Source organism: Flavobacterium maritimum (assembly GCF_040049085.1).
In the GTDB taxonomy this organism is placed as follows: Bacteria; Bacteroidota; Bacteroidia; order Flavobacteriales; family Flavobacteriaceae; genus Flavobacterium; species Flavobacterium maritimum.
On sequence record NZ_JBDLZY010000002.1, the window covers coordinates 225,538 to 248,367 of the forward strand.

At 33.0% G+C, this 22,830-nt stretch carries 17 protein-coding genes; 7 read left to right on the forward strand and 10 right to left on the reverse strand.

The genetic code is table 11. The features are described from left to right. Positions 1–110: 110 nt before the first annotated feature. The gene (gene ligD, locus ABEB23_RS05075) at positions 111–1,658 is read left to right on the forward strand and encodes a non-homologous end-joining DNA ligase (protein WP_348811334.1); all 1,548 of its coding nucleotides are present in this window, start codon (positions 111–113) and stop codon (positions 1,656–1,658) included. A gap of 16 nt (positions 1,659–1,674) precedes the next feature. Beyond that, positions 1,675–2,610 (forward strand): non-homologous end-joining DNA ligase, encoded by a 936-nt coding sequence (gene ligD, locus ABEB23_RS05080; protein ID WP_348811335.1) that lies wholly within the window; start codon positions 1,675–1,677, stop codon positions 2,608–2,610. Here the strand turns inward: ligD (ABEB23_RS05080) and ku are convergent. The 10 genes from ku to ABEB23_RS05130 form a co-directional block, all read right to left on the reverse strand. Continuing rightward, positions 2,607–3,395 (reverse strand): non-homologous end joining protein Ku, encoded by a 789-nt coding sequence (ku, locus tag ABEB23_RS05085; protein ID WP_348811336.1) that lies wholly within the window; start codon positions 3,393–3,395, stop codon positions 2,607–2,609. The two genes, ligD (ABEB23_RS05080) and ku, sit on opposite strands and share 4 nt — an antisense overlap. A 927-nt stretch (positions 3,396–4,322) precedes the next feature. Beyond that, on the reverse strand, positions 4,323–6,329 hold the full coding sequence (locus tag ABEB23_RS05090) for a kojibiose hydrolase (protein ID WP_348811337.1): 2,007 nt from the start codon (positions 6,327–6,329) through the stop codon (positions 4,323–4,325). Between the two features lie 135 nt (positions 6,330–6,464). Then, on the reverse strand, positions 6,465–8,591 hold the full coding sequence (locus ABEB23_RS05095) for a glycoside hydrolase family 97 protein (protein WP_348811338.1): 2,127 nt from the start codon (positions 8,589–8,591) through the stop codon (positions 6,465–6,467). Positions 8,592–8,867: 276 nt separating this feature from the next. Next, positions 8,868–10,367, reverse strand: coding sequence for a SusD/RagB family nutrient-binding outer membrane lipoprotein (locus ABEB23_RS05100; RefSeq protein ID WP_348811339.1), 1,500 nt, complete (start codon positions 10,365–10,367; stop codon positions 8,868–8,870). A 2-nt stretch (positions 10,368–10,369) separates the two neighbouring features. After that, entirely contained in the window at positions 10,370–13,915 is a 3,546-nt protein-coding gene (locus ABEB23_RS05105) for a SusC/RagA family TonB-linked outer membrane protein (RefSeq protein WP_348811340.1), read from the reverse strand. A 430-nt stretch (positions 13,916–14,345) separates the two neighbouring features. After that, positions 14,346–15,443, reverse strand: a complete 1,098-nt coding sequence (locus tag ABEB23_RS05110) for a FecR family protein (protein ID WP_348811341.1) — start codon at positions 15,441–15,443, stop codon at positions 14,346–14,348. A gap of 279 nt (positions 15,444–15,722) precedes the next feature. After that, complete coding sequence (locus tag ABEB23_RS05115) at positions 15,723–16,259, reverse strand: sigma-70 family RNA polymerase sigma factor (RefSeq protein WP_348811342.1); 537 nt, start codon at positions 16,257–16,259, stop codon at positions 15,723–15,725. Between the two features lie 321 nt (positions 16,260–16,580). Next, the gene (locus tag ABEB23_RS05120; RefSeq protein WP_348811343.1) at positions 16,581–16,832 is read right to left on the reverse strand and encodes a hypothetical protein; all 252 of its coding nucleotides are present in this window, start codon (positions 16,830–16,832) and stop codon (positions 16,581–16,583) included. A 190-nt stretch (positions 16,833–17,022) separates the two neighbouring features. After that, positions 17,023–17,442 carry an OsmC family protein gene (locus tag ABEB23_RS05125; protein WP_348811345.1) on the reverse strand — a complete coding sequence of 140 codons (420 nt, stop codon included), beginning with the start codon at positions 17,440–17,442 and terminating at the stop codon, positions 17,023–17,025. A 25-nt stretch (positions 17,443–17,467) separates the two neighbouring features. Next, entirely contained in the window at positions 17,468–18,493 is a 1,026-nt protein-coding gene (locus ABEB23_RS05130; protein ID WP_348811346.1) for an alpha/beta hydrolase, read from the reverse strand. 109 nt (positions 18,494–18,602) lie between these two features. Between ABEB23_RS05130 and ABEB23_RS05135 the strand changes: the two genes are divergently transcribed. The 5 genes from ABEB23_RS05135 to ABEB23_RS05155 all read left to right on the forward strand — a co-directional run bounded on the left by ABEB23_RS05135 (position 18,603) and on the right by ABEB23_RS05155 (position 22,818). After that, a complete protein-coding gene (locus tag ABEB23_RS05135) occupies positions 18,603–19,568 on the forward strand; it encodes a hydrogen peroxide-inducible genes activator (RefSeq protein ID WP_348811347.1) in 966 nt (321 codons plus the stop codon). Positions 19,569–19,875: 307 nt separating this feature from the next. Next, positions 19,876–20,460 (forward strand): TetR/AcrR family transcriptional regulator, encoded by a 585-nt coding sequence (locus ABEB23_RS05140; RefSeq protein WP_348811348.1) that lies wholly within the window; start codon positions 19,876–19,878, stop codon positions 20,458–20,460. A 43-nt stretch (positions 20,461–20,503) separates the two neighbouring features. After that, positions 20,504–20,647, forward strand: coding sequence for a hypothetical protein (locus tag ABEB23_RS05145; protein ID WP_348811350.1), 144 nt, complete (start codon positions 20,504–20,506; stop codon positions 20,645–20,647). Between the two features lie 3 nt (positions 20,648–20,650). Beyond that, on the forward strand, positions 20,651–22,057 hold the full coding sequence (lpdA, locus tag ABEB23_RS05150) for a dihydrolipoyl dehydrogenase (RefSeq protein WP_348811351.1): 1,407 nt from the start codon (positions 20,651–20,653) through the stop codon (positions 22,055–22,057). A 26-nt stretch (positions 22,058–22,083) separates the two neighbouring features. Further along, positions 22,084–22,818: an SDR family oxidoreductase gene (locus ABEB23_RS05155; protein WP_348811352.1), complete on the forward strand. Its 735-nt coding sequence runs from the start codon at positions 22,084–22,086 to the stop codon at positions 22,816–22,818. Positions 22,819–22,830: the final 12 nt, after the last annotated feature.

The window sequence follows — 22,830 nt, forward strand, 5'->3', positions numbered from 1 at the left end:
AACAAATAGAACTAACAATCAAAAAATCAACACTATACATTTATTTATTGCATTATAATTAATAAATTTACATGTGTTTTACTTTGGATCCACCATTAAATCATCTGACAATGAAGTTAGATAAATACAATCAGAAACGTGATTTTAAGTCCACCGGGGAACCCAAAGGAGAAGGCTTACAAGAGGCACAAAATGAATTGATTTTTGTCGTGCAAAAGCATGCTGCCTCCCATTTACATTATGATTTTCGTTTAGAACTAAATGGTGTTTTAAAAAGTTGGGCAATACCCAAAGGTCCCTCAATGAACCCAAACGACAGACGTCTTGCGATTATGGTAGAGGACCATCCTTTTTCTTATAAGGACTTTGAAGGCACTATTCCGAAAGGAAATTATGGAGCCGGGAATGTGATCATATGGGATAATGGAACGTATACTTTACCTCAGGAAAAATCAAGAATAACTACAGAGAATAAGTTACAGGAAGATTTAAAGAAAGGACATCTCAGTTTTATCCTGAAAGGGAAAAAATTAAAAGGAAATTTTTCATTGGTTAAATTAAACAGTGAGCAGGAGAATACTTGGCTTTTTATAAAAAAAAATGATGCTTATGCCACGGATGTCGATATTTTAAAAAAAGATAAATCCGTCGTATCTAATACAACTTTAGAGGATTTAGAAAAACAACCAATTGCCATTAAAACAAGTGGCAGGGCTGAATTTATTAAACCCATGCTGGCACAGTCCATTGAAAAGCCATTTGATAACAAAAATTGGATTTTTGAAATGAAGTATGATGGTTACAGAATGATTGCGGTTATTAATCCGGAACAGGTCAATCTTTTTAGCCGCAACCACCTCTCTTTTAATAAAAATTTCAAGGCAATTGCTGATGAGTTACAAAAAATAAAGCATGTCGCTGTTCTGGATGGCGAAATTGTAATCGAAGATGAAGCGGGTCATTCCGATTTTCAATTGTTACAAAATTATATCAAAACGGGAAAAGGAAATCCGAAATATTATGTTTTCGATGTTTTAAATATTGATGGCAACGACACGACTGGTCTGACATTAGCACAGCGAAAGGAATTAGTAGAAATTCTACTGAGTAAATTCCAATTATCGAATGTGTTTTATTCGCAATATATTAAGGAAAAAGGCACTTTACTCTATGACCTGGCAACAAAAAAAAAATTGGAAGGCATCATGGCCAAAGAGGCAAACAGCTTGTATCGGGCTGGAAAAAGGACTAAAGATTGGCTTAAAATAAGAATTTCACAACAAGAAGAAGCAATTATCATTGGCATAACAGAATCAAAAACTAGCAGAAATTATTTTGGAGCTCTTTTACTTGCACAGTATGATCATGAAAAATTAAGGTTTATTGGAAAATGCGGTACTGGTTTCAAAGAAGAGACACTAAAGGAATTATCCAACCAATTTAAACCCTATTTTATTGATGAACCAGCGATAGAAGACAAAATACCTTCACGCGATAAAATAAAATGGCTTAAACCAAAATTTGTTTGTCAGGTAAAATTCACCGAATGGACTCAGGATGGTTATTTACGTCATCCTGTTTTCCTAGGCTTGAGAACAGATAAAGAAGCTAGAGAAGTTACTTTTTCATTGAATGATAAGAATATCACATTAACTTAATGAAAAGATTACTGTTATGAATAGTAAAAATGAAAATGATTTTTATTTAGAAATAGGGAAAATAAACTTGCATTTAAGCAATCAAAACAAGATATTTTTCCCTGATGATGGCATTTCAAAAGGGGATATTATAAATTATTATAATGAAGTTTCAGCACTTATATTACCTTATCTGGAAGACCGTCCGGAAGCAATGAACCGATTTCCTAATGGAATCAATGGTCAAAGTTTTTATCAAAAAGATGTGGATCTGCTTAATAGTCCATCATGGCTTAAAACGGAAAAAATTTATTCAGAATCGAATGATAAATACATCGATTATTTGCTGTGCAATGACAAAGCGACTTTACTTTATATGGCAAATTTAGGCTGTATCGAATTAAATCCATGGAATTCCAGAATTAGTAAAATAGACCAACCTGATTGGGCTGTGATAGATTTAGATCCGGCAAATAATGATTTTAAAGAAGTTGTAAAAACGGCACTTACAGTAAAAGAAATTATGGATGAATTGGACACAGAATGTTATTGCAAAACTTCCGGAGCAACCGGCTTGCATATTTATATTCCCTTAGGTGCCCAATACAGCTATAATTCAGTAAAATTATTTTCCGAATTAATTGCCAATGAAGTGGTTTCCAGGTTACCTCAAAGCACTAGTGTCAAACGACCGGTTGAAAATAGGCAAAATAAAATTTATATTGATTTTCTGCAAAACAGAAGGGGGCAGACTCTGGCTTCAGTCTATTGCGTAAGACCCAGACCCGGAGCTACCGTTTCAACTCCTTTAGAATGGGGAGAAGTGAATGAAAAATTATCACCATCACAATTTACCATCAAAAATGTGATGAAACGCTTTGAGCGAAAGGGTGATTTATGGAAACCGGTACTAGGCAAAGGGGCAAATATAGAAATGATTATAAAAAAGATTTCTGAAAACCCAACGCATTAAGAAGATTTACTATTCTTGTTTTCCAGACTTGCTTTCAGCATAGCCATTAAATCATCACTTTGTTTGTGTACCAATTTTAGTTTAGGAGGGACTTGTTTTTTACCTTTTGCTTTATCTTTTATAATTTCTAAAAGTTTTGCAGTATAATTATCCTTGTAATTTGCAATATCAAATTTCTCGGTTAATTGTCCGACCAACTTAATGGCCATATCCATTTCTTTCGAATTCATTTCAGAAATCGGAGGCAATTTTAATTCGGTAGTATTTCTAATCTCTTCTTCAAAACGAATTCGGTTAAGCACTATAACATTTTTGTACGATTTTAAAATGACCAAGTGCTCTCTATTTCTTAAAACTATAGAACCTACACCTACTTTTCCCGAAGCTTGCAATGCATCCCGAAGCAATGCATACGCTTTCATAGCACCTTTATCCGGTTCAAGATAATAAGGATGCTCATAATAAATAGTCTCAATTTCATCTTCGGCAACAAAATTCATTATTTCAATCGTTTTGGTTTTTTCGGCCTCAGCGGCTTCAAAATCAGCCTCTTCAACCACTACATACTGATCATCCAGTTTATATCCTTTTACTATATCGGAATAAGTAACCTCCTTACCCGTATTTTCATTAACACGCTTAAATTTAATGTTCGAATAATCATTTTTATCGAGCATATTCATTTCAATACCGCTCTCCTTCACTGCTGAATATACTTTAACCGGGATATTAATCAATCCAAAGGTGATTGAACCAACCCAAATCGATTTTACTCTGGTTTCCATAAAACTTTCAATTTAATTATTCGATACTATTGAAGCAATTGCCACAATAATTTAACCGGAATGCATCCTTTAAAACCGAACAGACTTATATTCGTTCTGAAAACATGGTTTTACAACCACAATCTGCCAAAGATTTAACCTTCGAGAACAGAAAGAAGCTGTCGTCTTTTAATGTACTTATTTATACCCTTTTGGAATAATCAATCCTCAAAAAAAGCATCTCTTTACAATATAAATAATTGAAATACAAAACATTAAATTTACAAAAAAACTCACCTACTTAAAAAACATTTTTGATAAATAATATTATAACAACAGATAAATCTTATAGCCAGTTGAGTCATCATCATACCCTTGACTCGTTTACAAAGGTGAATTTTCCCCCGTCTCCCCAATAAAATAATTCAAGAGTACATTTGTCAAAACCAGTCTGCTGTTAAATAGCTGATTTCCAATCCCATTAAGCCATTTTTTCTTTGAAGCGGTCATCAATAGTTTATTGCACAAAAACCAATTCTTTCGACTGGTCCCATTTATGTCCGGGATCTTTTGTAGTGATTTTTTGATTTGTCCTTTTCTTCCGCTTTCACTAAATCGGCTAAAAAAAATATACTGCCTTCCCCAGAGTGTTCTTAGAAAATAAATTACAACAGATTAACAAAATGCTCTCCTTCAATTGAAATAATGAAAAAAGTTTGTTTGTAGTTATTTCGTTTTATTTTGTTCAGATTTGTACCTCATTTGTACTTCTACAATCTGTATACCTTGAAAAAACAAGGTTGTTAATTTCTGTATTGATTATTTTGCCTCTGTTAAAAAACCACTATAGATTATCTCCATAGTGGTTTAATTCATAACTTTTAGTAATCAAATAAATTAAGCATATCCAGAATACGTTAAAAAACGGTGGCAACAATCTTATTCCTTTTATTTTATATAAATCGTTTTATTGTCTGTTCCAATACCAATTATCTTCAAAGATTTCCATTTTTCAGGAAGTAAGCCTTTGTTGAATTTTAATCCATTATCTGTTTGCTCAACACCTCCAAAACCATAAATAACAGCTTGCAGCATTGCTCCTGCTCCAGTAGCAAAATACGGATTATTACTATTAGCAGATTCAGAGAACACTCCAAATGGTGGACGACTATTAGGCAAATACGATTTTACAAAATAATCATAAGCGTTCTTTCTATCTCCTAAGCGTGTATACAGAACCGAAAGCACGCCATAAGTCATCGCTGGTCCATCCTTTGAATCAATCTTCGCAGCATAATAATCCAAATCTGCTTTGATTTGTTTTTTATCATTAACAACATGCAATGGATATGCTAACAAATTCACATCAGCCTGTTTTGTCATTTGACCTTTGTACCCTTTATAATTTTGAGTAATTCCATTTTCTCTATGAATTTTTAGTTTATTTGAAACTTCAACCCACTTTGGATTAATTGGCTCATTCAATATGCCTGCAGCTTTTATAGTATTTTTGAGTGATTCAATAGCTGCAGCATTTGTAAAAGCATTATCATCAACATTTAGAGCATATTCATCAGCTCCAACCACATTCAAAATAGAATAACTCTCATCTCCATTTTTAACAACTCTACTAACCCAAAAATCGGCAGTTTCTTTTATTACATTCCATTCTTCACGTAACCATTTTTTGTCTTGGGTCAAGGCATAATAATTCCAAAAAGCAATAGAAACATCTGCAGTAATATGTTGTTCAAAAATACCCATTGAAGCACTTGTAGGTGTAGCTTCTTCCCCTGTATCATCAGACTCCCAAGGATACATTGCTCCATCATAACCATAAATAAATGCTTTCAGTTTTGCTTTCTGCAATCTATCGGATCTGTAGTCTAAACAAGATTTTGCCATTTCTGGTTGTAACACTAAAAGTGATGGGTACATCCAAAGTTCCGTATCCCAAAAAATATGTCCGTTGTACCCTTGAGATGATAATCCCATCGGTGAAATACTTTGTCTGCTACCTTCCCGAATAAAAGAATATAAATTATATAAGGCAAATCTAACCCTTTGTTGTGCATCTAAATCACCCTCTATTTGAATATCACCTGTCTCCCATAAATTAGCCCACGCTTTTTTATGCTTATCGAGCAAATTATCAATTCCTTCTAAAAAAGCATAGATTGCTTGACGTTCCGACTCATTTATTGGGTCTAAAATATCTTTAGAATTACAAATCCCCCCAGCAATTGCAAAACGATATTTTTTCCCTTTCAGTATTTTTTTCGAAAAACCTACTTCAGATCCCTTTTGTGACACAAATTCTGCTGGACCGTCAAAAAGAAAAGTAGTAGATGCTGAAACACTCCATTTACCAGTATTTGTCTGAGCGGTAGTCTTAAAAAGAGGTATTCCATAGTTCTTTTTCTTCATCACTCTAAACTCACTTTTGGTAATCTTCATCTCTTCAGGAACATTCATATAATTATATGCACTTATTTCAATATCTTGCATTGGAACTATCTCTACGATAGCCATTGCCGAATAAGGCAATACTCGATTAGCCAAAATGGTATACTTAATTTGGGCCAAATCTTTAAATTGGAATGAAGTTGTACTTGTTCCTTCCTTCATAGAAACCTGTTGACTCCAATGATCAATATTAGAACCATCGATCATTTGATTATCAATTGACAAGTGTAAATTTAAAAATTCAATTCCTTTTACAACTTTACTAATTCCATTTTTAGGATTAGCATCATAAACGCCATTAAGAATGATTTCTTTTGTTTTCAGAGGTGTATCATCTGTAACAATTCCAATCTTACCATTTGCCATTGCAACTCCAAAATAATTTTCCCTTGAATTAGCAATCAAATTCCATTCATCTCCTTGTGTCTGCGCAAAAGCAAAAAAATTCACAAATAATAATACCGACAAAAATTTTATATTCAAATCCATATTCTTGATTTTTAATTTATAGTTAACATAGTCCACTGATTGTAATTAAATAATTGATTTTTATTCTAATTTCAGATCTAAATCCTAATTCATAGTTGAAAGAACTTAAAACATCTAAAAACTCTAAAACATTTTTTATTTTTTGTCTTCAATTATACTTATAGCATAACCACCTCCAGAGGCACTTAATTGAGAAAGTTTAGATTTATTAGTAACTGCTATTTTTCGAACAGTGTAAGCTTGCGGATTTGTTTTGTAATTAGCATCTTTTCCATCGGCATAAATAGTGGCAGTATATTTTTTCCCTTTTTCTAAAAAAGCAAAATTAATAATTGAAGTCCGAGGCTCATATCCATTTACATTCCCTACAAACCACTTATTCGTTCCTTTTGCTTTACGGGCAACTGTTATAAATTGACCAGGCTCAGCTTCTAAATAATTGCTTTCACTCCAATCTACTGCCACATCTTTAATAAACTGGAAAGCATCTGGAAATCTATCATAATTTTCAGGTAAATCGGCAGCCATTTGCAAGGGACTGTAAAGAGTTACATACAATGCGAGTTGATTTGCAATAGTGCAGTTAGCATGTGACTTATTGCGAGGATTCATTTTACTTATGTCCATTTCGAAAATCCCTGGAGTATAATCCATTGGCCCACCAATTAATCGGGTAAAAGGTATTATTGTTACATGATTTGGTTTTGATCCGCCAAAAGCCTCACACTCTCCTCCTCTAGCAGATTCGTTACCTATTAAATTAGGATAAGTTCTGCAAATACCTGTTGGTCTAACCGCTTCATGAGCATTAACCATAATCTTATATTCGGCGGCTTTTTCTATAGCATATTGATAATGATTTACAATCCATTGATCATAATGATTTTCTCCTCTTGGGAGAATATTACCTACATAGCCACTCTTTACAGCATCATATCCATTTTCCTTCATAAATTGATAGGCTTTGTCCATGTGACGCTCATAGTTGCGAACAGATCCAGATGTTTCATGATGCATTATCATTTTTACTCCTTTTGATTTTGCGTATTCATGAATCCCTTTTACATCAAAATCAGGATATGGAGTTACAAAATCGAAAACGTAGTCTTTGGAGCGGCCAAGCCAGTCTTCCCAGCCCTCATTCCAGCCTTCAACTAACACGGCATCAAAACCATTTGTAGCAGCAAAATCAATGTATTTTTTTACATTCTCATTGTTTGCACCATGGTTTCCATTTGGTTTCACTTTAGAATAATCAGTAATACCTAATTGCACAGATGGTAATTCATCGGTATACCTCCATGAACTTTTCCCAGTAATCATTTCCCACCAAACACCAACATATTTGATAGGTTTAATCCATGAAGTATCTTCTATTTTACAAGGATCATTTAAATTCAAAGTCATCTTAGAAGCTAAAATTTCTCTGGCATCATCACTCACAATGATTGTACGCCAAGGCGAATGTGCAGGAGCTTGCATGTATCCTTTATCACCATTTGCATCTGGAGTTAACCAAGATTCAAATATCATATTTTTGTCATCCAAATTAAGGTGCATACAAGAATAATTAATTAATGCTGCTTCATGTAAGTTGATATACAAACCATCATTTGTTTTTAACATAAGAGATGTTTGTACTCCAGTTACAGAAAAGGGAGGTTGAGATAAATTTCTGTTTTTTGCTTTTACAAAAAGCTCTCTGATTTCAGATAATTTAGAAGTGGTATAATCATATTCTTGGGTATCATAATCTCCGGGCATCCAAAAAGCGGTATGATCTCCCGTCATTGCAAATTGTGTTCTCTCTTCTTTTATAACAAAATAGACTAGGTTTTTTTGGCTCGGGAATTCATAACGGAAACCTAATCCATCATTAAACAATCGAAAACGAATGATAATTTGCCTATCGGTTTCATTTTGATTTAATGTGACCGCTAACTCATTGTATTGATTGCGGATTGATGTTACTTCTCCCCAAATTGGTTTCCAAGTTTCGTCAAATGAAGAAGTTTTTTTATCTATTATAGTAAAATCATTCAACAATGATTTTTTAATATTTTTATCTTCTTTAAGTTCAAACCCTAATTTACTAGGCATTACAACTGTTTTTCCTTTGTAAGCTAAATTATAAGTTGGGGTTCCATCATTTTGTAATGCAAACTCCATAATGAAATTTCCATTAGGAGATTTCAACTGTTGTGAATTAGCATTTTGGAATCCTATAAAAAAAAACAGAGTCGTGTAAAGTATGTTTTTCATACCGTAAAATTTAAATTAGTAATGTTTTATTTTGAATAGTTTTATCAAAAACGTTGTATACTACAACGTTTTGATTGGATTAAATAGAGAACTAAATAGTAATAGATAACATAAAATCGCAATAGAGATCTTTAAATAAAAGAATAACCCCAATTACAAAAAGTAAATGGGGTTATTTCAAACAAAAATCAAAACATTTATCTTCTATAGTCCCAATTTGGATTATTATTCAATCTTCGATTATCAACTTAATTGATAAAACAGAATCATATCAGACTAAAATTTATCCCAAAATATTTTAGTATTCATCAAGTCTCCACCAATATCACTAGCTGCTTTAGTATAATTAGTTTCATTTTTTGTCTGCTCAGCTCCAGGATAAAGATAGCGTACAGGAACCGTTAAAATACCTCTGTTTACAGCTGGAATAGGTGATTTTAAAATTGGGAAATCTAATCTTCTATATGATGTCCACGCTTCAAATCCTCTATTATAAAGGGCAAACCAAGCTTGATTACCTATTTTTTCTTTATAAGTTGCGCCACTTAAAGCATTTGTGTAAGCTACTTTAGGACTTGCAAGATAAGTTGTGATCGCAGTACTAGCTACTCCCCAATCTAACATTGAAGCGGTTATTCCAGCATTATAATACGTTTCAGCTTTAGCAGAACCTCCTGGAATTAAATTTTTCTCAGCTGCTTCAGCCAGTAAAAATTGTAATTCAGAATAATCAAATAAAGTACCTGGAAACACAGGGTTGTTTAATGTTGCAGTTATGTGTGAATAAGTTGAAAAAACATTGGCTTCTCCATAAGTACCGCCTATAAAAGTTCGGCCTGCTGGAAGAACAGGTGCTGGCGCAGTAGCGTTAACAAAATATTTTGTCATCCTTGGGTCACCTCCAGGAACTATAGCATCCATTGCAGCAACAAAAGGTTCAGCGGGAATAAAATCATTTCTATTGCTTGTTACTAAAGTAGCATATAATGGATTTTGATTCCCAGTAGTAGTCAAATATGTTAACTTGGTGTTATCAGCATTACTTGCTAGTGGACCAGCTGCAAGAGCTGTCTGAACGGCAGTCGCAGCAAAAGCAGGATCAACATCTGAAATATTTACAGCTAATTTGATGATTAATGAGTTGGCAAATTTTGCCCATTTTGCAGTACTTGCCGCATTTCCACCATAAATAATATCCGCGCTACCGAAGTTAGGATTAGCAGAATTTGCTTTCAATATAATTGCATCTTCCATTAATCTTGCTAGAAGATCCAAATAAATAGTTTTAGCATCATCATAGGCTGGTAAAGGAAAATTATTAATATCAAGAGCCTGAGAATAAGGAACATTCCCAAAGGTATCTACCAACATGCTATAACAATAAACTTCTAGAACATCTATAAGAGCTAATTTATTTTGCTTAATGGCAATATCAGATTCAGCGGTTGAAGTAGGTGTATTTTGAATCATAGTTTTTGCGGCAGAAAAATCCTTTAACACGTCTCTGTAAAATACCGTAAAACGTGCATCTGGAACATCTGGAATAACATATTGACTCGAAGAAGGAATAGTAGTTGATGCCCACTGTTGTGAAAACAATCTAAAAACCTGACTAGTTGTAACTACCTGATCGACTAATGCTTTCTGAGCACCTGTAAATAAATATTCTGGTTGCGTACTGCTGGATTTTTTTGGATCAATATTCATGTCTGTAATATCCGAACTGCACGAAAAAGCAATGCTTACAATAGATATTAATAAAAGTATTTTTTTCATGATTAAAATTTTAAAGTTAGATTAAAACCAATGTTTCTAGTTGAAGGAAGTGAACCTCCTGAATAACCTGAAGATAAGTTACCTGCACTAACTCCACTCTCTGGATCTGCATCAGGAAGATTTTTATCAATTATCCACAAATTAGAACCTATTAAAGAAACCCTTAAATCAGTCAACTCCATTTTAGATACAAACTTTGATGGGAATGTATAAGTAAGGTTTACCTCTCTCAATTTTACATAACTTGCATCGTATATATATGCTTTTTCTGGATTAGCTTTATATCCATAAATACTACCAGCAACTTCTGGGCGTGGTGTTCTGGTCGTATTTGCTGTACCATCTCTATTTACTCCAGGAAGAATAAGTCCACCTCCATTTGCAAGTGTATTTCTTATAGGATTTCCTAACTCATTATACCCTGCAGTAGATTCATATAAACCTGTATGTTGTCCGTATGCTTGATCCAAAGAATAAAGATCTCCTCCATGCTGTACATCGATTAAGAAACCAAATGAAACTTGTTTATACGTAAATTTATTACGAAGTCCACCAATCCAATCAGGGGTAATGTTACCAATAACATTATTTGTTGTAGTTGTCATTACATAAAGACCATTCTCTGTAATTTTTTGTCCATCTGCAGCATAAACATAGTCTTTACCAACTATATCTCCATAAGGATGGCCTACTTTTGCTACTATACCTATACCTTGAAATCCACCTATTGAAAGGGTTTCAATTCCTGAAGCTAATGACACGAGAGTATTCTCATTTTTAGACCAGTTCACAAAAACATCCCAATTAAAATCTTTTGTTTGTATTGGAGTCACATTGAATTGTACCTCAATACCTTTATTTTCAACTGAACCTGCGTTAACATATCTTGAAGAGTAGCCTGTTCCAGTAGAATAATCTACAGGAAATATTTGATCGTTACTTAAACTTTTGTACACACTCACATCAAATCCAACTCTTTTGTTCAAAAACTGCATCTCCAAACCAAGTTCTTCAGATTTAGTTTTTACAGGGCGTAAATCAGGGTTAGTACTTCTATTTGGTACTGAATAAATTTGATTTGAACCAAATGGGTTAATTTTATCATAAACATCATTTAATGAATACAAATCAATATTCCCTTGCGGATTCTCTGCATAACTTCCTCTTAATTTCCCGAAAGACAACCAATCCACGTTGATATGCTTTGTAAAAACATAACTCGCAGAAGTAGAGAATGTATTTAAAGAATTATTCCCTTTTGGTAAAGTAGAAAATGCATCATTTCGAACAGTCCCTTCTAAGTATAAGAAATCTTTGTATCCTAAAGAAACAGAAGCATAAGCACTATTTACGGCAGAATTATTTTCTGTTTCTACTGGAAAAGGTGAAAGATTTACTGAATTTGATAATGCATAGATACCTGGTATAATAAGTCCTCCGTCTGTTGAAGCAAGAGTTGAATTACTTTTTGTTCTTAAAGCGTTTACACCTGCCAAAGCATTTACAGAAAAGTCCTCAGCAATTTTTTTATTGAAAGTTAAAATAAACTGATAGTTTTGCTCAGAAAACATACCAACATATTTTTGATATCCTGAAGGAACATTTGCCCTACTTATACCAAATGATCCATTAATAGATCCTGTAGCTTTTCTTTCCTCACGTAATTCCGAATAACTATCAACACTCACTTTTCCAGAAGCTGATAACCAATCTGTTAATTTGTAATCCAATTGACCATAACCAATAAAACGGTTTCTTTCATCAGATTGGTAATTTTTATATCTGGTAAAATATGGATTATCCATAGTTTTAGGCGCAGTGTTTCCATTAGCAGGATCAGCCATAAGCCAAGATATATTTTTTCCTCCCGAATTTTCAAAAACCTCTTTCTGTGATTGAAGGTCTGCATTAGTAGCCCACCATTGACGAAACCAACCCGTAATGTTATCTCCTGTGTATCCAGAACTATTTCTACCAACAGTATTTTGTGTCATATAATTTGCAAAAACACTCGAAGATAATTTATCAGTAAATTTGTGATTTAACTTTATACTTGCGTTGTTTTTCTTTAATTCACTATTTGGTAATGTACCCGTCTCTATAAAATTATTGTAATTTAAAACAAAGTTAGTTTTGTCATTAGCATCTTCAAGAGATATTGAATTATTGAATGTTGTAGCAGTTTGAAAAAAACTAATAGGACCATTTTCAGCTGCTTGCCATGCTGATTTCTGTCCGTATTTTGAAGAATATGGAGTATATGATTCCCATGTATAGACAGAAAGATTTGGATCAAAAGCAACACCATAAGAAGCGTCATCAGTTGTAGTTACTACTTGATTACCATTTTTGTCTATCGTAAAAAAGGCTCCTGTTGGTCCTACTGGAATACCTTTTGGATTACCCGCTGAATCATAACTAGGGCCATAACCTTGTCCATATTTATTTTGGTAAACAGGAAAAGTATTTTTATCAACAGTACCTACACTAAACTCACTTGAAACAGTAACCCCCATTCCTTTGGTAGCTTTACCTTTTTTAGTGCTAATCATAATCACACCATTACCAGCCTGCCATCCGTATAAGGCGGCAGCTGCAGCACCTTTTAACACGTTTACCGATTCAATATCGTCAGGATTAATATCCATAGCAGCATTACCATAGTCATAGGTGTTTCTAGCTCCTTGCCCAGCAGTACTTGAGTTTACAGTTGAATTATTGATAGGCATACCATCAATTACAATAAGCATTTGATTATTTCCCGTAAGACTTTTTATACCTCTTGAGACTACATTTGTAGAACCTCCAAAATTTGTATTTTTTCTAATATAAACCCCTGAGGCTTTTCCAGAAAGATCATTAAGAAAGTTTCCACTTGCAGCCCCTGCTGATAAATCCGTTCCTTTAATTTCTTGTGAAGCATAGCCCAAGGCTTTTTTCTCTCTCTTTCTGCCTAATGCAGTTACTACAATATTATCAAGTTCTGTAGTATTTTCCTTTAATTGAACATTTACAATTGTTGAGCTAGCCGATTTTTCTTGAGATATCATCCCGATGTAGCTAAATACTAATATTGCATCATTATTTGCTACTTCTATGGCAAATTTACCATCGAAATCAGTTTGTGTGCTATTTTTAGTGCCTTTTTCAGTAACATTAGCTCCGGGAATAGGCATTCCAGCAGGATCAGTTACTTTGCCAGTCACCTTAACTTTTTGCAAAACCGAGATAGCACTCTTAGGTTTTTCTTTAATAATAACCGTATTATTATTACCAATAATAATATCGATATTAGCATTTACAAGACTTTGTTTTAAAAGATCGTTAGTTTTTATACTGCCTTTCTTTAGGCTCACCATAGGAAGTCCTTCAAAAATACCTTCTTCATAAAAGAATTTATAATCAGTTTGATCCATAATTAAATCGAAAACTTCATCTATGGACATTTTTTTATTTTCTTTCACCTCAATTTTTGAATGTTGTGACAAAACATTTTCAGGAGTTAAGGCAAAAAGTGTTGTGCAAAATAAGAATATGAATGTTCGCATAATATTCATTAATAGCCACTTTCTAAAGTAAAAATGGGGATACGTAAAATTAATTTTCATAAATTTGTCATTATTTTTTAGTTAAACATTTTAATTAATTGATAATTTGATAAGGGGGTAGAGTTAGTACTTTTGCGGGTTAAACTCTATCCTCCTTTTTTTATTATTTTATTTCATAGGCAATGTTTTGATTTTGGTTTTAGTTAGTTAATAATTTATTTGATGAGTCGCTTCTATTAGTTTTTATATTTTTGTTAATCTATTTTGCGCAAAAAAAACTTACTTTTTTATATAATCAATGCATTTAAACGTCAAAACAAGTCTTTAAATAATATATACAAAATAAATTCTATCTCCTTGAATACAAACTTTAATAGATATATTGCTTGTTAATTTTTGAACTGTATTTTTAATAATAGTTCCAAGGACTTTATTTAATTATTAAAGTTTTCTCTTTAATTTCATAACTCTCAATTGTAGTTGATTTCATAATTGAAAGAATCTCTTCAAGAGATTGTTTTTTATCAAGACTACCTTTAAATTGTACTGTTTCAAGTCTTTTATTTGCAAAAATCACATCAACATCATACCATCTTGATATTACTTTCATAATATCTTTTAGTGGCTTTCCTTTAAAACTAAAGACTCCGTCTTTCCACGATATTTCATTATAGGTATCCACCGTTTTAATTATTGAAGTGTTATTTCTAAGATCTAGATTTAGTTGTTGATTTGGGACTAATTTTAATTTCTTGTTTTCTGTTTCAACATTAACTTTTCCATTCACCAGAGTTGTATAAATATTTGACTCGTCGTTATAAGCTTTTATATTGAATTCAGTTCCCACAACTTCTACTTTTTGCTTCTTGTTATAAACCTGAAAATGAGCCCCTTTATGTGCAGTACTTGGTGATACTTCAAAATAGGCTTCACCATAAACCAATTCCACATCTCTGGATACCCCCTCTATAAATGCTACTGGAAATTTTAATTGAGACGCGGAATTCAACCACACTTTTGTGCCATCTGATAATTTTATAACGAATTGACCACCTCTAGGGATTGTCAAATAATTATAAACAAGCTTTGATGTATTCTGTTTACTGGATTCGTAAATAATTTCTTCTCCATTACTGTTTGCATTTTGAGTTTGAACCAAAGTTCCTTTTTCTAATGATATCTTCGAACCGTCGCTTAAAGTCAAAGTTGCTTTATCTGTTCCAGGTTTGATATTTTCAATATCATTTTTTACAATGACTACAGGAATTTCATCTGTCTTGTTGAATATTTTATTTTTGAAGAGTAAAGTTATAGCGAACAAACTTATTACCACAGCTGCGGCTGCGTATTTAAACCACGGTTTTTCAATTATAACAAAAACAGGTTTTTTATTTTTTTCCTGATACTTAGCTTCTAATATTTTCCATGCTTTTTCAGTATTAATTTCTGAATAAGAGTCAATTTTATCTACTAATTTTTTAATTTTAATCTCTCTTACAAACGAGTTTTTTTTATTAAAATATTTCAATTCTAATTTCTCAGAATCTGTTAAGACTTTAAATTTTTTTTTGATTAGTAGTTTGGAAATTTGAAAAATATCTATCATTCTATTGTTGATTTACTATAGAACAACTGATATTGAAAAAGGTACTATTGAAAAACCACTTTTTTTTATCAAATATTAAAAAAATAAAATTTATATAATATTTTGATTCATTAGTAACGTTTAAATGAGGCACTAAGTTTTTGAAAACAAATTGATTGAGATCTAAATCAATTTTTGCAATAAGAAGTTTAAAAAAAAATATTAAACCAATAAAAAATAAATTATTGATTCTAAATCTCTAAACTGATTCCTTAATATTTTATAAGACTGACTTTTTAATGTTTTAACAGTTTGAAGCTGTATCCCTAATTCTTCTGCAATTTCAGTATTTTTAAGCCCCTTAAGACTTAGTTTTATAATTTCTTTTTTTCTATCAGGTAAAACCTCAATTGCTTTATATAGTTGACACACTATCTCTTCTTCAAGAATTTGCTTTAGGAATAAATCATCATCTTCCAAAGACTGAATAGTATTTTCAGCATATTTATTTTTTACAAGATTATGCTTAATAACATTATAACATTTGTTGCGAACGGCCTTATACAGATATACTTTTAGATGCAGCTCATCTGGAAATGCATTTTCTTTTTCCCATAGGCCTATAAAAATATCCTGAACTAAATCTTCACATTCATCTATGCTCAGAAAACGATTTGCATATTGAACAAGTGACCTATAGTGTTCATCAAATATTTTCTTTATATAGCTTTCGCTTGTATTATTTTCGTCTGTAGCCAATGCTTATTTTTCAATAATTAATTATAATTAGAGGCAAATTAAATGAATTTAATTCAATATTTACTAATTAAAAATAACGAAATCATTAACTGGATATGTAAACAAAAGACATAGACATTGATTACAATAAAATGGTTATTTTTTTCTTACAATTTGTTTATATATGAATGAATTATATTTCAAATTATTGGATTATTGTTTTAACGCAAAAGAATATAGGTCAAACAAAAAGATTTTCAAGAAAATGTTTTGTGTTTTGTTTTTTAGTCTTATTTTCATAGCTGACTAAACGATTTTTACCTACCCGACTATTTATCGAACTCAATTTTTCAATCCTCTTTTTATATGTTTTTTAAAAATAAAACTCTGATAATTTTTTATTGAAATAGCAGGACTTGCCTGTATTGAAACCGATTTTTCTTCGACACGTAAAGCATCTACTACTCGAGCCATTGAAGGCTGAGCCAAGACAATAACGCCAACTTCTCTCATTAATTCTTTCAAAGCATTGGTAACTATTGTATCATGCTTTATTGTATCTTCACTCATTAAAATTAAAGCTATAGTAAACATATATTGCAGTATAAAGCTACCTTTTTATAGGCTTAAAACTTAAAGTTAAAGAAAACAAGGGCTAGAATATGCCTACCAAATCAGTACTTAATACCTGCTTACCCATTAGTTTTTTAAATTAGGTTAAATGCAGAAACACCAGCCTAGTGGGCTGGTGTTTTTTTTAGAACTAATAATTATACCTAACTAATTATCCATTCAATTGGGCAGAAAGAGTAATGGTTGTATTTAATAATTTTGAAACTGGACAAATCTCTTTGGCTTTTTGAGCCGTTTGTTGGAATTCATCCTCTGAAATTCCGGCAATTTTTCCATTCAATTCTAAATGAATCAGTGTGATGGTCCCATCTTCAAAAGTGACTTTTGCTACTGTATTCAAATCTTCAGGCATATATCCTAATTCACTTAGCAGAAAACTCAACTGCATGGTAAAACAACCTGAATGAGCCGCAGCTAAAAGTTCTTCGGGATTAGTCCCTACTCCTTCTTCAAAGCGTGTTTTAAATGAATATTGTGTGTTATCTAAGGTTGTACTTTGTGAACTGATAGTTCCTTTCCCTTCCATTCCGGTACCTTTCCAGTTTGCGATTGCTTTTCTTGTAAATTTCATAATTTTAGATTTTAATATTTATAAATTAGTTTAACTTTTCTTTTAATGCATCAACAGCTTGTTTGATGGCAGCTCTTGGAGCCGGCGTATTTGTAATCGGGTTCAACATAACAAAGTCATGAATAGTTCCAATGTATCTTGTCGCAGTTACTTTGACACCTGCAGCATTTAACTTTTTTGCATAAGCTTCACCTTCGTCACGCAAAACATCATTTTCAGCTGTGATTACTAAAGCTTCCGGCAGATCTTTCAATTGTGCAATATCAGCTCTTAATGGCGAGGCAGTAATTAAATTTCGGGTTGATTTATCCGGAGCATAGGCATCCCAGAACCAAATCATAGCATTGAGCGTCAAGAAGTGACCATTAGCAAATTGTTGGTAGGAAGCAGTTTCAAATCCGGCATCTGTTACAGGATAAAATAATAATTGAAAATCAATTTTTGGTCCTTTTCTTTCTTTTGCCATCAAGGTTACGGCAATAGCCATGTTACCTCCCACACTATCTCCTCCAACAGCCAATTTCGTAGGGTTTAAGCCTATTGAAGCACCATTTTCTTTTATCCATTTTGTAGCAGCGTACGATTCTTCATTAGCTACTGGAAATCGTACTTCCGGAGTTGGTGTATAATTTACAAATACAACTGCCACATTAGCGCCTACTGCCAGTTCCCTTACCAATCGATCGTGTGTAAAAGCATTTCCTAAAATCCAACCACCTCCGTGAAAATACATTAAGACCGGTAATTTCTCTTTACTCCCTTTTGGTTTTACAATTCGAATGGAAACTTTTCTGCCATCTTGAGTTATGGTTCTTTCTTCAATATCTACTGGGGCTAATTTATAATCCCCTGTTTGAGCTCCGATCAATACTTTACGGGCGTCTTCAATTGAAAGTTCATAAATTTGTGGTCCACTATTACCATGAACTGCTTTCAAAAATTCGCGGGTATTTTTTTCGACACCAAAATTTCCTGATAACGATGTGTCAACTTGACTAACTCCCAGTGTAACATTCAATAATGTAATTGCTGATAAAAATAATTTTTTCATTTTTTTTCTATTTATTTTATTTGTTCTAATTTGATAGGACAAAATTATGTCAGCGATACTCATAAATCAAATTAATAATTTTTTACCTTTATAAAAAAATAATATAATCATGACCCTTCAACAATTAAAATACATCATAGCTTTGGATGCCGAACGCCATTTTGCAAGAGCTGCAGAAGTATGCATGGTTTCGCAACCAGGACTAACCATCCAATTGAAAAATCTTGAAGAAGAAATTGGAATAAAAATATTTGACCGAACAAAAGTGCCTTTAAAACCTACCGTACTAGGAAGCGAAATTATTGCCCGAGCAAAAAAAATTATACGGGAAGTAGATGAAATCAGGGACTTTGTTATTACTGAAAAAAATATCTTGGAAGGCGAAATAAAACTCGGAGTAATATCCACGCTTTCTCCTTATTTAATCCCACTTTTTATTAAAGCCATGAGAAAGTCCGCTCCGAAAATGAATTTTATCATTAAAGAAGCTTCTACAGTCCAACTGATGGATGATCTGGAAACCGGAGCAATTGACATCGCGTTAATGGCCACCCCAACCGGAAATCCCAATCTGAAAGAACATGTAGTTTTCAATGAGCCCTTTGTGGCATATTTATATCCTGACCATCCTTTGGCGAAAGCCGAATTCTATGAAATGTCCCCAAATGACAAAAAAGAATTATTACTACTTCAAAATGAATACTGCTATAATGCACAGCTTTTAGATATCTGTGAGATAAAAGATACTCAAAAAATTAAAGAACAATTCACTTATGATATCAGTTCCATTGAAACGTTAAAAAATTTGGTCCGAGCCCAACTAGGACTGGCTATTATTCCTGAATTATCAATAGTTAATGAAACTGAAAAAAGTTATTTTAAACCTCTAAAAGAGCCAAAACCTGTTCGAGAAATAAGCTTGGTGGTGACTGATACCTTTTCGCGCAAGCTATTACTGGAAATCATGAGCAAGTCTATTTGGGATTTCCTGCCGGAATCTATGAAGGAAAATTTCAGCTACAGAAAGATACAGTGGAATGATTCTCCCTATTTTATAAAAGCCACAAAATCATAATTAACACTATCTCTTTACTTTATTTGTAAATTTTAGAAAGTGCAAAAAGTCCTTTTTTATTCCGAGTTCTTTTTGGCTTAAAACTTTTCCATTGCATTTTTGCAAAGCTCTCATGATGTGGCTGCTTTCGTTGGCTTTGTCGCATCTCTCGGTCGCAAATCTATTACCTATGAACAGTATGATTTAAAAATTATATCAAGATTAAAGTAATACCTAATATACTGATTTTAGCACTATTTTAAAAATTAACATTTTATTAAAGATAAATTATACCGAATGGTATAATTTTGCAATGAAATATTTAACTATGAATAAATCAGAACGCACTCGCCAATATATAATTGAAAAGACAGCCCCAATATTCAATACTAAGGGGTATGCGGGGACTTCTTTAAGTGATATAACAGAAGCTACCTGTTTGACAAAGGGAAGTATCTATGGTAATTTTAAAAACAAAGATGAAGTGGCTATTGCAGTTTTTGAATATAACTTCGACCGTTTATTGATAATGCTAAATGGTGAAATTAATAAAAGAAAAACTTATAGAGAGAAACTCTTATGCTTTCCGGAGCTGTATTTGAATTTTTTAAGTGACAAATTTCCTGTTGGAGGTTGTCCTATTATGAATACTGCAATTGAGGCAGACGACACACACTACGACTTAAAAAATGCTGCCAAAAAAGCGCTCCTGAAATGGTTTGACAGCTTCGTTTATTTAATAAATAAAGGCAAAGAAAAAGGTGAATTTAAAAGTACCACAAATGCTGAAGACAAAGCTCTAATTATTATCTCGCTAATTGAAGGAGCAATTATGATTACAAAAGTAACCGGAAAAACAAACTATTTAAAATCTTTAATGAACAGTTTAAAAACGGTAATTGAAGACTTCTAATTTTTTTTAATTAAAAAAATACCAATCGGTATAAAATAATTTTATGAAAAACGTAAATATAATTTTACCAAAAAGAACCTTTTTAGGCGGTCTTTCAGGACTAAGTGCAACAGAACTTGGAAAAATAATAATTGAAAATATTTTGAAAAATAATGGCGGTGGCGGTGCTTCTGCAGAAAAATTATAAATTATGGAAATACATTTTGATATCGTAGTTATTGGTTCTGGACCTGGTGGCTATGTTGCCGCCATAAGGGCCGCTCAATTGGGTTATAAAACTGCTCTTGTTGAAAAATATAGTGTTCTTGGTGGAACTTGTACCAACGTGGGATGCATACCAACCAAGGCGCTTCTTGACAGTTCAGAGCATTTTTATACTGCCCAAACAAAATTTAAAAGTCATGGAATTGAGTCCGATAACCTTAAACTCAATTTCTCTGAATTTATCAATCGAAAAAATTCGGTAGTAGAACAAAACACAGCAGGTATAAATTATCTGATGAATAAAAATAAAATTCAGGTAATAGAAGGCGCTGTCTCTTTTGTAAACAATAAAGAAATAACAGTTAGTAAAAACGGGACTAAAGATCAAAAAATTACAGCCAACTATTTTATTGTTGCTACGGGTTCAAAACCAGTTTCTTTACCAAATATCAGTATTGATAAAACGCGAATCATTACATCAACTGAGGCACTTTCTTTACAAGAACAACCAAAAAGCATGACTATCATAGGTGGAGGTGTTATTGGTGTTGAAATGGCATCAATTTATGGGCGAATCGGCACCAAGGTAACTATTATTGAATATGCTGACAGCCTAATTCCCACTATGGATAAAGAGTTGGGCAAAGAGTTGAAAAAAATTCTAACCAAAAAAGGTATTGACATTTTATTAAGTCATAATGTTCAATCGGTTCTTAATAATGGAGAAAACACGACGGTTAAATTTAGCGATAAAAACAATATTATTTCAGAAATCACAACTGATTACTGTTTAGTCGCAGTGGGAAGAAAGCCATATACAGATGGATTAGGCCTAGAAAACACTGTCATTAAACTGGATGAAAAAGGAAGAATTGTCACAAACAAATCCCTGCAAACAAGCGAAGAAAACATCTATGCTATTGGTGATGTAATTTCAGGACCAATGCTTGCCCATAAAGCTGAAGAAGAAGGTGTTTTTGCCGTTGAAACCATTAATGGGCAAAAACCCCATATGAATTACAACTTGATTCCTTCCGTAGTTTATACTTGGCCGGAAGTCGCATCAGTGGGGTATACTGAAGACGAATTAAAACGTAAAAACATGCCCCATCGCATCGGAAAATTTCCTTTTTCGGCAAGCGGTAGAGCAAGAGCTGCAATGGAAAGCGAGGGTTTTGTAAAAGTAATCTCCGACCCAAAATATGGTGAAATACTCGGCATTCATATTATCGGCCCAAGGGCCGCTGATTTAATTGCTCAAGGTGTTATTGCAATGGAATATGAAGTGACCGATGAAGATATGTTCCGAATTTCTTATGCGCACCCGACCTACTCAGAAGCTTTAAAAGAGGCCTACCTTTTGGCTTCCGGCCAAGGCGCTTTGAATATCTAAATACATAATAATAAAAATACAATAAAATGAAAACAACAGATAATACAATATTAATTACCGGAGGAGGTTCCGGAATAGGTTTTGAAATGGCAAAATTATTTTCAAAAAACAATACGGTAATTATAACCGGACGTGATGAAAACCGATTAAAAGAGGCCGCTTCCCAACTAGAAAACACACACTACATCGTCAGTGATATTACCAAAGAGAAGGATATTAATTCTTTAGCCAAATACATCGAAACACAATTTCCTAATCTTAACATACTTATTAATAATGCCGGACGCGCCATAGTGCATGATCTTATTGAAAAAGAAGGAAACGCGCACGATAAAGCCTTGGATGAAATCACAACAAACTATCTTTCTACGATAAGAATAACTGAAAAATTACTTCCGTTTCTTTCAACGAAAAGGGAGGCGGCTGTAGTCAATGTGTCTTCAGTATCAGCTTTAGTTCCTAGTCACATACTCTCAACTTACTCTGCAAGTAAAGCAGCCTTACATTCTCATACACAATCATTAAGACATTTTTTAAAGGATTCATCAGTGAGAGTTTTCGAGCTGATGCCTCCACTGGTAAATACCGAATTTTCGAAAGAAATCGGAGGTGAAAAAGGAATACACCCAAGTGTGGTGGCCCAAGATTTGTTCAATGCACTAACGGAAAACAAGTTTGAGGTACATGTTGGCGACACTGCTGCCATTTATCAATTATCACTATCCTCTCCAAAGGAAGCTTTTAATGTAATGAACAATTAATCCTAAAAATAA

Bases quoted from the DNA above. Each gene is read 5' to 3' on its own strand.
- ligD (WP_348811334.1), top strand. From the start codon at position 111: ATGAAGTTAGATAAATACAATCAGAAACGTGATTTTAAGTCCACCGGG.
- ligD (WP_348811335.1), top strand. From the start codon at position 1,675: ATGAATAGTAAAAATGAAAATGATTTTTATTTAGAAATAGGGAAAATA.
- ku (WP_348811336.1), bottom strand. From the start codon at position 3,395: ATGGAAACCAGAGTAAAATCGATTTGGGTTGGTTCAATCACCTTTGGA.
- ABEB23_RS05090 (WP_348811337.1), bottom strand. From the start codon at position 6,329: ATGGATTTGAATATAAAATTTTTGTCGGTATTATTATTTGTGAATTTT.
- ABEB23_RS05095 (WP_348811338.1), bottom strand. From the start codon at position 8,591: ATGAAAAACATACTTTACACGACTCTGTTTTTTTTTATAGGATTCCAA.
- ABEB23_RS05100 (WP_348811339.1), bottom strand. From the start codon at position 10,367: ATGAAAAAAATACTTTTATTAATATCTATTGTAAGCATTGCTTTTTCG.
- ABEB23_RS05105 (WP_348811340.1), bottom strand. From the start codon at position 13,915: ATGCGAACATTCATATTCTTATTTTGCACAACACTTTTTGCCTTAACT.
- ABEB23_RS05120 (WP_348811343.1), bottom strand. From the start codon at position 16,832: ATGTTTACTATAGCTTTAATTTTAATGAGTGAAGATACAATAAAGCAT.
- ABEB23_RS05125 (WP_348811345.1), bottom strand. From the start codon at position 17,442: ATGAAATTTACAAGAAAAGCAATCGCAAACTGGAAAGGTACCGGAATG.
- ABEB23_RS05130 (WP_348811346.1), bottom strand. From the start codon at position 18,493: ATGAAAAAATTATTTTTATCAGCAATTACATTATTGAATGTTACACTG.
- ABEB23_RS05135 (WP_348811347.1), top strand. From the start codon at position 18,603: ATGACCCTTCAACAATTAAAATACATCATAGCTTTGGATGCCGAACGC.
- ABEB23_RS05140 (WP_348811348.1), top strand. From the start codon at position 19,876: ATGAATAAATCAGAACGCACTCGCCAATATATAATTGAAAAGACAGCC.
- ABEB23_RS05145 (WP_348811350.1), top strand. From the start codon at position 20,504: ATGAAAAACGTAAATATAATTTTACCAAAAAGAACCTTTTTAGGCGGT.
- lpdA (WP_348811351.1), top strand. From the start codon at position 20,651: ATGGAAATACATTTTGATATCGTAGTTATTGGTTCTGGACCTGGTGGC.
- ABEB23_RS05155 (WP_348811352.1), top strand. From the start codon at position 22,084: ATGAAAACAACAGATAATACAATATTAATTACCGGAGGAGGTTCCGGA.